Source organism: Polaromonas sp. OV174 (assembly GCF_900112285.1).
GTDB lineage: Bacteria > Pseudomonadota > Gammaproteobacteria > Burkholderiales > Burkholderiaceae_C > Polaromonas.
The window spans coordinates 135,595-148,389 of record NZ_FOKZ01000005.1 but is presented as its reverse complement, the minus strand read 5'-3'; the positions used below and the strand labels follow the sequence as shown (position 1 = coordinate 148,389).

The following is a 12,795-nucleotide window of genomic DNA, read 5'->3' as shown; positions in this document are numbered from 1 at the left end:
GCGGCGTGGCGGTTTCAGTGCGCCGGCTTGGCCTTTTGGCGCCCGAAATCGCGGAAATGGTTTTTCAGTAGTGTTGCGAATTGTTCGGCGATCACCGACGGTGCGGTTTGCCCTGAAAACGCCATGGAAACCTCCACCGGGCAGCGCGGGCTCAGGGGCAGAATTTGCAGGTCGCGCTCGAAGACCGAGGCCACATAGGGATTGACGATACCTATGCCGGTGCCTTGCATGGCCATCATGCAAATCGTGACGGAATAGCTGGTCTCCACCGTTGCGGCCGCCTCTATGCCGTGCTGCTGCATGGTGTGTTGAAACTGCAGAAAAATCTCGTCGTCGGCATTGAGGGTCAGCAACACCTGGTCTTGCAGATCGCGCACATGTAGGCTGCTTTTATGCGCCAGCGCGTGTTTGGGATGCATGACGCAAACGGCATTGCCACGATGCAGTATGGCGGCGTTTAGCTGTGGGTCCCTTATTGGCGTGGTGGTCAGCACCAGGTCGTACAGGCCATGCAGCAGACCTTCGCGCAAGGCATGGGCGCCTATCGTTTGCAGGTTGACGTGCACATCGGGATAAAGGCGCGAAAACGCCTGCACCACCTGCGGCATCACACTCAGGCCCAGTGCCGGGGTGCAGCCCAGGCGCAGCGAGCCCGTGCCCGACTTGCGCATGACGGCCACGCTCTGCTCGATGCGGTCCAGTCCCAGGAAGTGACGCTGCACCGTCTCAAACAGCTGTCGTGCTTCCTGCGTCGGTCGCAGCCGGCCTTTCTGGATATCAAAGAGCTTGAGTTGCGTGGCGCTTTGTATTTGCGCCAGCAAGCGGCTGATCGATGGCTGGGTGGTGTGAAGCATGGCTGCCGCCGCGGTGGTGGTGCCGGTCTGCATGACGGCGCGAAAGGCTTCGATCTGGCGAAAGTTCAGGGGGCGTGACATGCGTGGAATCTCTGTGGCTGCCCCGCGGGCAGGCGCGCCGAGTGTATATCTTTTATGCATAGATACTCGAAGAAATAGAATTTTCCAGAATGCCTTTAGGCTTCTAAACTGCCCCTATTCGTCGACCCACCAACACAGCAATGAGCGATAGGAGACATATATGAAACAGCAGTTGTCCCGCAGGGGAATGGCGCTTGGAGCGCTGGCACTGGCCTGCGGCATGAGCGCCATGTCGGGCGTGCAGGCCCAGCAGGACTATCCCAGCAAGATGATCCGCATCATCGTTCCCTTCACGGCGGGCGGCAGCTCGGACGTGCAGGCCCGCATGCTGGCGGACCGGCTGGGCCGCTTGTACAAGCAGTCTGTGGTGGTGGAGAACCGTCCCGGCGCCGGTGGTCACATTGGCGGCAAGGCGGTTGTCGATGCCGCTCCAGATGGCTACACCTTGATGCTGGGCTCCATAGGGCTGCACGCCACCTATGGCGTTTACAAGAAGCTGGGTTACAACCCGGCCACCGACTTCAAGATCATCACCGTGCTTGCAGAAATGCCGCATGTCGTGGTGGCCAACGCCGGCCTGCCGGCGACTGACCTGAAGCAACTGGTGGCGCAAGCACGCAAGGATCCCAAAGCGCTGAATTTCGGCTCAGCGGGCGTTGGCTCTTCGGTACACATGATTGGCGAGCTGTTCAAGCTGACGGCCGATGCCCCGCTCACGCATGTCCCGTACAAGGGCAGTTCCGCAGCCATGAACGACCTGATAGGCGGGCAGATTCATTTGATGTTTGAGAACCCGCCGACCACGCTGGCCAATATCCGTGCCGGCAAGCTCAAGGCCCTGGCCGTGACGGGCAAGACCCGCTCGTCGGCACTGCCGGAAGTCCCTACCGCGGCCGAGGCGGGCTTCCCGGCCTTTGTCGCCACGTCCTGGACCACGGTGGCGGTCGGTGCCAATGTGCCCGATGCGATTGCCGACAAGCTCAACGCCGACATCCGCAAAGTTGTCGCCACGCCCGAGTTCCAGAAGGGGCTGATGGAATTGGGCATGACGCCCGTGGCCAACACGCGAGAACAGGCCAAACAGTTGGTGGTGGCAGAAAAAGTACGCTGGGACAAGGTCATCCAGCAGGGCCAGCTCACGGCCGATTGAAGAACGTGCGCCAGCGGCATGAGCCGCTGGCTAGAAAGTTGACTCAGCAGGAATCGAATCAATGGTTTTAAGTATTCATCAGGGGGCGCAAGCGAGCGCGCCAGCCAGTCCTTGCCGCCGTGTCGGCAGCGGCAGCCAGCATCATTTTTTTGGCTACTACAACAAGAGCACCTGGGACCGCAGCGGCCGCTATCTGCTGGCGCAGCAGGTGCCCGTGATGGATGCCAGGCTGACGCCCGAACTGGGCGCCGGGATTGGTTTTTTTGACCTGCAAGACCAGGACCGCTTTCACCGCCTGGGTGAAACCACGGCCTGGAATTGGCAAATGGGCAGCCAGCTGCAATGGCTGGATGGCGCGTCCGGCCGGCAGGTGATCTACAACAGCCGCAGCGACGATGCCGCCGCCTTCTATCCCGGTCTGGGCTCGACCATCCATGATGTCGAGACCGGCCGCAGCCGAACCCTGCCCATGCCGGTGTATGTGGTGGCACCCAACAGCCGCTACGCGCTGTGCGTGGATTACCGCCGGCTCTTCATCACCCATCCCACCATCGGCTATAGCGAGGCCGGTGGCCCATTCACCGTGCCGCTGGCGCCAGCGGACGATGGCATCCACTGCATGGACCTGGCGACGGGGCAGGCGCGGCTGATTCTGAGCTACCAGAATTTGCGCGATTTCCAGCCCAAAAAATCCATGGATAAAGCCATCCACTGGGTCAGCCACATCGAGATCAATCCCTCGTCTTCGCGCGTGCTGTTGTTGCACCGCTGGACCGAGCGGGTCGAGGACGAAACCTGTTTCCTGCACCGTCTGATCACGGTCAACCCGGATGGCTCCGATTTGCGTCTGCTCGAGTGTTCGGATCACCCGCTGCCGCAGCTGCAAGATAATTTCGACCCGAACGCGGTGGGCACTTTCGACTATGAAAAGTCGGAGTACCAGATCTCGCACCCGCTCTGGCAGGACGACGATCACATCATCGTCTGGGGCCCTCACCAGGGCAGCATCCATTACCACCTCTACGAGGACCGCTGCAAGGGCGCGGTGCAAGTGGTCGGCAAGGGCGTGCTGGTGGAGAACGGCCACATGACCTTTTCGCCAGTCAACAAGCGCTGGCTGCTGAGCGACACCTATCCCGACTCGACGACGCACGAGCGCATTCTTTTCCTGTTCGACATGCAGACCGGGCAGCGGCATGATCTGGGCAGCTTTTACGCCACGCCCGATCTGAAAAAGGAGAACCGTTGCGACCTGCACCCCCGCTGGAGCCGGGACGGCCAGCAGGTCTGCATAGACTCCGTGCATGAGTCGCAGCGGCAGATGTACATCATCGACGTGGCCGCCATCGTGGCCTGTGCGTCGCAGGAAGATGAAGCCAGTGCTTTGGTCTGAGCGCTGAGCGTGAGCTGAAAAGTGAGGGCGCCGACGGCTATTGAATAAGTAGCGATCTGCGCCCTTTTTCCCTTTTTTATAGGGGCGATGGGGCTAGATGACTTGAACGCCCCGCTGAAATATGCGCGGCTAGCCGGCGCGCGCCGCCAGCACGGCAGCGGCCACTTCGGCAAAACCCGCGCCGCGCTCACCCTCGGTGATGTAGCGCGGCTTGTGGCTGAGCTGTGCCTCGAAGCGCCGCACATTGGCCACCCCGACCGAGTTGGCAAAGGCCTGGAACATAAGCTGGTCGTTGGTCGAATCGCCCACGTACACCCACTGTTCCATTTCCTGGTCCAGCTCGCGGCCCAGCAGCTCGCGCACTATCCAGCGCGCGCCTTCGAGTTTGTTGTGGGCGCCAAACCAGCCGTTGATGTGGATGGAGCTGACGGTGGCGTTCATGCCTTCGCTGCGCATGATCTGCACCGCCTGGGTGATCTGCTCGGGCGGCAGCTGCACAAATTCGCTGTGGTCTATGGCAATGTCGGTTTCCCGCCCCGGGCTGTCTTCGGCCAGCACGGCGCCTGCCACCTCGCGGGTCACGCGCTGCGCCACCTCTTGCATGCGCGCGTAGTTGGCCAGACGCGTGGCTTCATCTTGTTGATATCGTCTTGATAGCTGCTTGCGCCCGTCAGATAAGGGCTGCAGGCCTTTTTTGCTTGAAATCAGGGCGACGGCGCCGTTTTCCGCCACGATGGCATCCACCGGCCAGACCAGGGCAAAGGGCTCGCTCCAGCCGACCGGGCGGCCGGTAATGGGGATGACATGCAGACCGGCCGCTTTCAGGGCGGCCAGGGCTTGCAGCGCCTCGGGCGTGATGGCGCCCTCGGTGGTCAGGGTGTCGTCGATGTCGGTCAACACGCCGGTGATGCGGCGGCGGGCTTCCAGTGGCCAGTGAGTCAGTGCTTGCATGCGGGAATTTTCGCACGCCACTTTTCCCCCGGCGCCGGGTTTCGGATGGCTTTTGGGCGGCTTCTGTACAATAGCGGGTCCCTGAGGAGCGTTGCAACCCACGACATGTGGTCTAGGCTCAGGACTTTCATTTGCAACCACGCTCACCCGCATGTGCTGAGAAGCCGGGTGACCGAACGACATCCCCGATCCTCAAAGCAACGTGCCGTGGCGATATTGCCCAATTGACGTTTGAAATCTGGAGAACCGTATGAGCGCCGTCCTGAAACCCACTACCGATTCCATCATTGCCGACATCGGCCTTGCCGCCTGGGGCCGCAAGGAACTGAAGATCGCCGAAACCGAAATGCCAGGCCTGATGGCCATCCGCGAAGAATTCGCCAAGGCTCAGCCGCTCAAGGGCGCGCGTATCACCGGCTCGCTGCACATGACGATCCAGACCGGCGTGCTGATCGAGACCCTCAAAGCCCTGGGCGCCGACGTGCGCTGGGCCTCGTGCAACATCTTCTCGACGCAAGACCATGCCGCCGCCGCGATCGCCGCCACCGGCACGCCGGTGTTCGCCATCAAGGGCGAAACCCTGGCCGACTACTGGGACTACACCCACCGCATCTTCGAATTCAGCGGCGCCAAAGGCACGCCCGAAGAAGGTCCGAACATGATTCTGGACGACGGCGGCGATGCTACCCTGCTGATGCACCTGGGCACCCGCGCCGAGACCGATGCCAGCCTGATCTCCAAGCCCGGCAGCGAAGAAGAAACCTGCCTGTTCAACTCCATCAAGGCCAAGCTGGCGCAAGACCCGACCTGGTACAGCCGCCGCCTGAAAAACATCATCGGCGTGACGGAAGAAACCACCACCGGCGTGCTGCGTTTGAATGAAATGTCGGCCAAGGGCACGCTGGCCCTGCGCGCCATCAACGTCAACGACTCGGTCACCAAGTCCAAGTTCGACAACCTCTACGGCTGCCGCGAATCGCTGGTGGACGGCATCAAGCGCGCCACCGACGTGATGATCGCCGGCAAGGTCGCTTGCGTGGCCGGTTACGGCGACGTGGGCAAGGGCTCGGCCCAGGCCCTGCGCGCGCTGTCGGCGCAAGTCTGGGTCACCGAGATCGACCCGATCAACGCCCTGCAGGCCGCGATGGAAGGCTACAAGGTCGTGACCATGGAATACGCCGCCGACAAGTGCGATATTTTCGTCACCACCACCGGCAACAAGGACGTGATCCGCTACGAGCACATGGCCGCCATGAAGGACCAGGCCATCGTCTGCAACATCGGCCACTTCGACAACGAAATCGACATCGCTTCGCTGGAAAAATGCGAGTGGGAAGAGATCAAGCCGCAAGTCGATCACGTGATCTTCCCGGACGGCAAACGCATCATCTTGCTGGCCAAGGGCCGCCTGGTGAACCTGGGCTGCGGCACCGGTCACCCCAGCTTTGTCATGTCGTCCAGCTTTGCCAACCAGACCATCGCCCAGATCGAACTGTTCACCAAGCAGTCCGAATACGAAGCCGGCAAGGTTTACGTCTTGCCCAAGCATCTGGACGAAAAAGTGGCGCGTCTGCACCTGAAGAAGGTCGGCGCCATGTTGTCCGAATTGACCGACGAGCAAGCCGCCTACATCGGCGTGAGCAAGGCCGGTCCGTACAAGGCCAATAGCTACCGTTATTAATGGGCGCTTGAGCCCTTCGCCACGCCGCCTGATGCGGCGTGGCAAAAATTGGAGATTTCCTTTGCGCGCTGATTTATTTCTGGTTGAACACGGCTTTGCCACCACCCGCTCGCAGGCCCAGCGCCTGATTGCCGCAGGGGTGCAGTGGCGCGTGCTCGTCGATACCGATGTGATGCCGGCGTGGAAACGTGTCGCCAAGAACGGTGACGAACTGCCTGATGCCGCCGAGGTGCAGGTGCTCGACAACACCGAGGCCAAATACATTTCACGCGGCGGGCTCAAGCTCGAAGGCGCGCTCAAGAGCACCGGCCTGGATGTCAGCGGCTTGCGCTGCCTCGATATCGGCCAGTCCACCGGGGGCTTCACCGACTGCCTGCTGCAGCACGGCGCCGTTCAGGTGGTGGGCGTGGATGTGGGCCATGGCCAGCTGCACGCCAGCCTGCGCGAGGACGCTCGCGTGGTCTGCATAGAGGGCGTCAATGCGCGCGCCATGACTGCTGCTGATTTGATAGCTGGTGACGCCCATGACATGGGCGCTGACGGCGATTTTGATGATGAAGATGAGGCGCAGGAGGAAGTCACCATCGAAGCCGGTTTTGACTTCCTGACCGGTGACCTGTCCTTTATCTCGCTCACCCTGGTGCTGCCCGCCGTGGTGCGCCTGCTCAAGCCCGGCGGCGATTTGCTGATGCTGGTCAAGCCGCAGTTCGAGTTGCAGCCTGGTCAGGTGGGCAAGGGCGGCATTGTGCGTGACGCGTCCCTGTTTGAGTTTGTGGAAAAGCGCTTGCGCGATGCCTGCGCCGGCCTGGGGCTGGAAGTCAAAGCCTGGCTGGCTTCGCCGATTGACGGCGGCGACGGCAATCGCGAGTTTTTCATCCAGGCCAAAAAAAGTCTGGAGACAGCGGGCGAGGACCAGCCACTGGCCGCTGCGCCGGCCCGCAAGGTGAGCAAACGGATTCCCCGCAGCGAGTTGAGAGCCTGGCGCGAGCCACACGAAGACTCGGAAGCAGCACATGCTGGCCAGCATGGCCCGGCCCGCAGCAAGCGCCGCGATAAAGATAGCGAAGACAACTGAAGAAGGATTGAGACCCGTGATGAATCTTCCGATCAGCTTTGAATTTTTCCCCCCCAAGACGCCGGAAGGCGCACAGAAGCTGCAACAGACCCGCCAGGCGCTGTACGCCCACCAGCCCGAGTTTTGTTCGGTGACTTTTGGGGCCGGCGGCTCCACCCAGGAAGGCACGTTCGGCACCGTCAAGGAAATTCTGGAAGAGGGCGTGTCTGCCGCCTGCCATTTTTCCTGTGTCGGTGCGACGAAAGCCACGGTGCGCCAGCAACTGGCGCAGCTGCAGGCCATGGGCGTGAAGCGCCTGGTGGCGCTGCGCGGCGACCTGCCCAGCGGTTACGGCATGGGCGGTGAGTTCCATTACGCCAGCGACCTGGTGACCTTTATCCGCGCCGAAACCGGCAACGCTTTTCACATTGAAGTGGCGGCCTACCCCGAGATTCACCCGCAGGCCAAGTCGGCCGATGCCGACCTGCAGGCCTTTGCCACCAAGGTCAGGGCCGGCGCCAACTCGGCCATCACCCAGTATTTTTTCAACGCCGATGCGTACTTCCGCTTTGTCGACGATGTGCAAAAAATGGGCCTGGACGTGCCGGTGGTGCCCGGTATCATGCCCATCACCAGCTCGACCCAGCTGATGCGCTTTTCCGACGCCTGCGGCGCCGAAATTCCGCGCTGGATTCGCTTGCGCCTGCAGGGCTTTGGCGACGACACGGCCTCCATCAAGAGCTTTGGCCTGGACGTGATCACCGACTTGTGCGAGCAGCTGAGCCAGGCTGGCGTGCCGGGGATTCATTTCTATACGATGAATCAGGCGGCGGCGACGACCGAAATCATTCGGCGCCTGACGCCGGCTTGAACATAGGCGCGGGTGTGATGTTGCGGCGCTCCATCAAATACGGTTTCACCGCCAGCTTGCTGGCGGTACTGGTCGGCTGTAGCACCTTGCCATCGCCGACCGTACCGACATCGCCCGACGCTTCGGCTGCGCCGCCCGCGCCCAGCAAGTCCAGGCCGGCCATCAAGACACCGGCCAAACCTAGACCAGCGGCCTCTGACCCGGCTGCACAGGCCCAGGATGAGAGCGCGAATAAAGAGCAATACGAACTGAGCGGCGAGGCCGTCAAGCTGCTGGAGCAGGGCCAGGCTTCGTGGTACGGCCCGGGTTTTCACGGCCGGCTCACGGCCAGCGGCGAGCGCTACGACATGTACGCGCTGACAGCGGCCCACAAAACCTTGCCCTTTGGCACGCTGGTGCGCGTGCGCAGCCTGGCGACCGGACATGAAATCGAGGTCCGCATCAATGACCGCGGACCGTTTACCGCGGGCCGGGTGATTGATGTGAGCCGCGCCGCTGCCGAAGAGCTGGGCATGCTGGACGGGGGCGTCAAAGAGGTTGAGCTGCTGGTGCCTGAGTCCACGCCACAGGTGGTCAAGTCCAAGCGGACTGTGGTCAAAAAACGCTCGCGTGCCATCAAGCGCAAACCGGCGAGGCGTTGAGCCTGGCGCCTTGCAGGGCGAGGCGCCGCGGCTCACCAGCGCTGCCAGCGAAAAACTGCGGCTTGACGAAATTTTGGATGAAATTGACAGTTTGCCCATGACTGCTTTGACCCAACCAGCGGCCGCCCCCGCCTCGTACCCCGAGCTGGTATGGACCCGCCTGATTGCCGCCCCGCGCGACAAGCTTTTCAAGGCGTGGACCCAGCCCGAACTGCTCATGCAAGGGTCAGCCACCTTTCGACGTGACGCGTGAGACCAATGTGGCGATGATCCGTAGTTGCAAAGCAGGGTAGCTCACTTCACTGGTGAGGTTTGGCCGCGACACTGCCAAAGCGACAACGGACTGCTCTGAAGTGCCGAGGCATTGGCTGGTTTCCTGTTGAGACACCAGAACCACCTTGCACATGACTTTGTCCTGGAAGTATTCACCGCGTGCTTGCTGTTGCATCGGTGTGCTTTCTTCTTGCGCCTTGGCTTGCAGCACGCGAACTTGGCGGACACGGTCGGGCTCCGCTTGTGAGAGGATGATTGACACCATGCCGTCAGAGCCGGTACCGGCAGATTGGAATTGATACTTGCAAGCCTGCACTCCACCCGGCTGAGACTCGCGGGAGGACACAGACTCTTTCGATAAGCCTAGTTCGGCCATCTCAGCGCCTGAGAGAAGCGAGCAGGGGTCAATCGGATCCGCGTTCGCCGCGGTGACGAACACCGCCGTAAGTGCTGTGATGATCAAGGCGCGATAGCTCATGACGGTTACCTCTCGAGGTGGCTTACGTAATTTATACCGCAAGCACTGCGGTCTAACCCCGCGCTGCAAAACCCGGCAGTTCCGAGTCTAGGTGCTGCTCACGCAATGGGTATCTTTCGTTGGGTAGGTGCTCTCCCCTGTTTTCGGACTGCGGCCGCAATAGCCTCACGCCATGGTGCGGCAAGCCTTCATGGCTGCTGCAATCAACTTTAACTTACTATACTTTCAGTAATTCCTGAAAATTCAGTAAAAGCGAGCCGCCATGAACTTAGCCCCCCTGACCCAGCGTTTTGTCCTGCATTTCGGTGAAATGGGCAGCCGATGGGGCATCAACCGCACCGTTGGCCAGATTTACGCCCTGCTGTATGTCTCGCCGCGCGCCCTGAATGCCGATGACATTGGCGAGGCGCTGGCTTTTTCGCGCTCCAATGTCAGCATGGGCTTGAAGGAGTTGCAGTCCTGGAATCTGGTGCGGCTGCAGCATCTGCCCAATGACAGGCGCGAGTATTTCCAGGCGCCTGAAGACGTCTGGGCCATCTTTCGCACCTTGGCCGAGGAGCGGCGCAAGCGCGAGATTGATCCGACCTTGTCCATGCTGCGTGATGCGCTGATGGCGCAGCCTGCTCATGAAGACGACATCCACGCCCAGGCGCGCATGAAGCAGATGCATGACCTGATCGAGCTGATGACGGGCTGGCTGGCCGATGTGCAGAAGATGGATTCGGCAACCCTGGTGAGCCTGATGAAGATGGGGGCCAAGGTGCAAAAGCTGCTGGAAGTCAAGGACAAGGTGAGCAGCACGGTCAAGGCTGGGTTGACAGGACGGGGTTCACCCCCCAAAGTGGCAGCGCAGCCGGCCCGACTTCCCGACGACAACAGGAGTTAATGATGGATGGTCTTGACGCATTCCTGTTGGCCCGCATCCAGTTTGCGGCCAACATCACCTTTCACATCCTGTTTCCGACGATCAGTATCTCACTGGGCTGGGTGCTGCTGTTTTTCAAGCTGCGCTTTGTCAAGACCGGGCAGCAGCACTGGATGGATGCCTACCAGTTCTGGGTCAAGATTTTCGCGCTGACCTTTGCGCTGGGGGTGGTCAGCGGCATCACCATGAGTTTTCAGTTCGGCACCAACTGGCCGGGTTTCATGGAAACGGTGGGCAACATCGCCGGGCCGCTGCTGGCCTACGAGGTGCTGACGGCATTTTTTCTGGAGGCAACCATGCTGGGCGTGATGCTGTTCGGGCGTTCCCGCGTCAGTGAAACCACGCACACCGTGGCGACCTGGCTGGTGGCCGGTGGCACCACGCTTTCGGCGTTCTGGATTCTGGCGCTCAACTCGTGGATGCAGACGCCGGCCGGCTTTGAAATGATCAACGGTCAGGCCCATGTCACCAGTTGGTTTGAGGTGATCTTCAATCCTTCGTTTCCTTACCGCCTGGTGCACATGTTGCTGGCCTCGGGGCTGACGGTGGCCTTTCTAGTCGCGGGTATATCGGCCTATCGCTGGTTGCGCCAGGAGCGCGGCGCCGACGTGATGGCCAGCCTGAAAACCGGCGTGTATCTGGCGGCGGTGCTGATTCCGCTGCAGATCCTGGCCGGTGATGCGCACGGCCTCAATACCCTGGAACATCAGCCGGCCAAGCTGGCCGCGATGGAGGGCATCTGGAAAACCGAAAAAGGCGTGCCCGCCGTGCTGTTTGCTTTGCCTGACGAAAAAGCCAAAGAGAACCGTTATGAAATCGCCATCCCTAAACTCGCCTCGCTGTACCTGACGCACAGCTGGGACGGCGAGGTCAAGGGCCTGGACCAGTTTGAAGGCAAACACCCGCCGGTGGCCCCGGTGTTCTGGGCCTTTCGCATCATGGTCGGGGTTGGCCTGCTGATGCTGGCCGTGAGCTGGGCCACGACTTTCCAACTGGCACCGTGGAAGAAAGGCCAGACCCGTGACTTGACGGTATGGCACGCCCGGGTGCTGGTGGCCATGACCTTTGCCGGCTGGGTGGCGCTGGTCGCCGGCTGGTACGTCACCGAGATAGGGCGCCAGCCCTGGCTGGTGAGCGGTGTGCTGACGGCGGCCGATGCGGCCTCCAAGGTGCCGGCGCCGCGGATTGCGCTGACGCTGGCGCTGTACCTCACGCTGTATCTGTCGCTGTTTGTGGCCTACATCTCGGTGGTGTTTTACCTGGCGCGGCCCAAACCCCAGGGCGAGCGGCTGGAAGACCAGCTCAATGTTCTGAACTATCCAGAAAAAGAAGGAGCCTCCCATGCTTGATCTCGCCCCCGATCTGACGCAGGCCGCCGGCTGGATGCCGATTGTGTTTCTGGTGGTCATGGGCCTGGCGATGCTGGCTTATGTGATCCTCGATGGCTACGACCTGGGCGTGGGTGTGCTGATGCGCCGCGCCAGCGATGAGGACAAGGACACCATGGTGGCTAGCATAGGCCCCTTCTGGGACGCCAATGAAACCTGGCTGGTGCTGGGCGTCGGTATCTTGCTCACGGTGTTTCACAAGGGCTACGGCATCATCCTGGGCGCGCTGTATTTGCCGGTGGCCATGATGCTGATAGGTCTGACCCTGCGCGGTGTGGCGTTTGACTTCCGGGTGAAGGCGCATGCGGCGCACAAGCCTTTGTGGAATCGGCTGTTCTACAGCGGTTCGCTGCTGGCCGGCTGGAGTCAAGGCTACATGCTGGGCGCGCTGATCACCGGCTTTGCCTCCGGCACCTGGAACATCGTGTTTAACGCGGTGATAGGCATGGCGCTGGTGGCGGCTTATTGTCTGCTGGGCGCGGGCTGGCTGATCATGAAGACCGAAGGCGAGTTGCAGCTGCGGGCGGTGCGCTGGGCGCGCGCCAGCCTGTGGTTCACCATGGCGGGCATAGCCGCGATTTCGATTGCCACGCCGCTGGTCAGCGCCAGCATTTTTGCCAAGTGGTTTTCGTTTCCGAACATCGTGCTGCTGCTGCCGATTCCGGTGGCCACGGCGGTTTTGTTCTGGATCATTTTCCGCAGCCTGCAGCGCCTGCCGGTGCGGCTGGCGCAGGGCAATGAATACGGCGTCTGGGTGCCGTTTGGCTCGACGGTGGGCGTGTTCCTGCTGGCGTTTTACGGCCTGGCCTACAGCATCTTCCCGTGGCTGGTGATCGACAAATTGACGATCTGGCAGTCGGCCTCTGCGCCCGAATCCATGGGCGTCATCCTGGTCGGCGCCCTGGTGGTGTTGCCGGTAATTGTGGGTTACACGATCTTTGCCTACCGGGTGTTCTGGGGCAAGAGCACCGCGCTGAAGTATTAAGGCCGACATGGAAAATCCGGCATGCCCTGTGAGCGTGCCGGATCATTGAAAACGGCGCCCAGTGCGCCGT

General features: G+C 61.3%; 13 protein-coding genes and 1 riboswitch. Of the genes, 10 read left to right on the top strand and 3 right to left on the bottom strand.

Features of this window, described 5'->3' with window-relative positions; genetic code table 11:
- Positions 1-14: 14 nt before the first annotated feature.
- Positions 15-935, bottom strand: a complete 921-nt coding sequence (locus BM160_RS06750) for a LysR substrate-binding domain-containing protein (RefSeq protein ID WP_092002495.1) — start codon at positions 933-935, stop codon at positions 15-17.
- Positions 936-1,095: 160 nt separating this feature from the next.
- Between BM160_RS06750 and BM160_RS06745 the strand changes: the two genes are divergently transcribed.
- Together BM160_RS06745 and BM160_RS06740 are read left to right on the top strand one after the other, a co-directional pair.
- Positions 1,096-2,085 (top strand): Bug family tripartite tricarboxylate transporter substrate binding protein, encoded by a 990-nt coding sequence (locus BM160_RS06745; protein ID WP_092002493.1) that lies wholly within the window; start codon positions 1,096-1,098, stop codon positions 2,083-2,085.
- Positions 2,086-2,146: 61 nt separating this feature from the next.
- Positions 2,147-3,478 (top strand): hypothetical protein, encoded by a 1,332-nt coding sequence (locus tag BM160_RS06740; RefSeq protein WP_092002491.1) that lies wholly within the window; start codon positions 2,147-2,149, stop codon positions 3,476-3,478.
- Positions 3,479-3,607: 129 nt separating this feature from the next.
- Here BM160_RS06740 and BM160_RS06735 read toward each other — a convergent pair whose 3' ends face one another.
- Positions 3,608-4,429 carry an HAD-IIB family hydrolase gene (locus tag BM160_RS06735; RefSeq protein WP_092002489.1) on the bottom strand — a complete coding sequence of 274 codons (822 nt, stop codon included), beginning with the start codon at positions 4,427-4,429 and terminating at the stop codon, positions 3,608-3,610.
- A gap of 77 nt (positions 4,430-4,506) precedes the next feature.
- A riboswitch (S-adenosyl-L-homocysteine riboswitch) is annotated at positions 4,507-4,581 on the top strand.
- A gap of 98 nt (positions 4,582-4,679) precedes the next feature.
- On the opposite strand from BM160_RS06735, the gene ahcY reads away from it, so the two are divergent.
- The 5 genes from ahcY to BM160_RS22155 all read left to right on the top strand — a co-directional run bounded on the left by ahcY (position 4,680) and on the right by BM160_RS22155 (position 8,929).
- On the top strand, positions 4,680-6,110 hold the full coding sequence (ahcY, locus tag BM160_RS06730; protein ID WP_092002486.1) for an adenosylhomocysteinase: 1,431 nt from the start codon (positions 4,680-4,682) through the stop codon (positions 6,108-6,110).
- Positions 6,111-6,171: 61 nt separating this feature from the next.
- Positions 6,172-7,185: a TlyA family RNA methyltransferase gene (locus BM160_RS06725; RefSeq protein ID WP_092002481.1), complete on the top strand. Its 1,014-nt coding sequence runs from the start codon at positions 6,172-6,174 to the stop codon at positions 7,183-7,185.
- Positions 7,186-7,204: 19 nt separating this feature from the next.
- Positions 7,205-8,035 carry a methylenetetrahydrofolate reductase [NAD(P)H] gene (metF, locus tag BM160_RS06720; RefSeq protein WP_092002478.1) on the top strand — a complete coding sequence of 277 codons (831 nt, stop codon included), beginning with the start codon at positions 7,205-7,207 and terminating at the stop codon, positions 8,033-8,035.
- Positions 8,032-8,676 (top strand): septal ring lytic transglycosylase RlpA family protein, encoded by a 645-nt coding sequence (locus tag BM160_RS06715; protein ID WP_255368702.1) that lies wholly within the window; start codon positions 8,032-8,034, stop codon positions 8,674-8,676. Before metF ends, BM160_RS06715 begins: the two co-directional genes overlap by 4 nt.
- Positions 8,677-8,773: 97 nt before the next feature.
- Positions 8,774-8,929 (top strand): hypothetical protein, encoded by a 156-nt coding sequence (locus tag BM160_RS22155; RefSeq protein ID WP_218156593.1) that lies wholly within the window; start codon positions 8,774-8,776, stop codon positions 8,927-8,929.
- Here BM160_RS22155 and BM160_RS06705 read toward each other — a convergent pair.
- Positions 8,903-9,427 carry a hypothetical protein gene (locus BM160_RS06705; protein WP_092002469.1) on the bottom strand — a complete coding sequence of 175 codons (525 nt, stop codon included), beginning with the start codon at positions 9,425-9,427 and terminating at the stop codon, positions 8,903-8,905. The two genes, BM160_RS22155 and BM160_RS06705, sit on opposite strands and share 27 nt — an antisense overlap.
- A 262-nt stretch (positions 9,428-9,689) precedes the next feature.
- Here BM160_RS06705 and BM160_RS06700 point away from each other — a divergent pair, with 262 nt between their 5' ends.
- Genes BM160_RS06700 through BM160_RS06690 form a run of 3 tightly spaced genes read left to right on the top strand, consistent with a single transcriptional unit; the run spans position 9,690 to position 12,725 of the window.
- The gene (locus BM160_RS06700; protein WP_092002466.1) at positions 9,690-10,313 is read left to right on the top strand and encodes a GbsR/MarR family transcriptional regulator; all 624 of its coding nucleotides are present in this window, start codon (positions 9,690-9,692) and stop codon (positions 10,311-10,313) included.
- Positions 10,314-10,315: 2 nt separating this feature from the next.
- Entirely contained in the window at positions 10,316-11,701 is a 1,386-nt protein-coding gene (locus BM160_RS06695) for a cytochrome ubiquinol oxidase subunit I (protein WP_092002464.1), read from the top strand.
- A complete protein-coding gene (locus BM160_RS06690) occupies positions 11,694-12,725 on the top strand; it encodes a cytochrome d ubiquinol oxidase subunit II (protein ID WP_092002461.1) in 1,032 nt (343 codons plus the stop codon). Before BM160_RS06695 ends, BM160_RS06690 begins: the two co-directional genes overlap by 8 nt.
- The last annotated feature ends 70 nt before the right edge of the window (positions 12,726-12,795 follow it).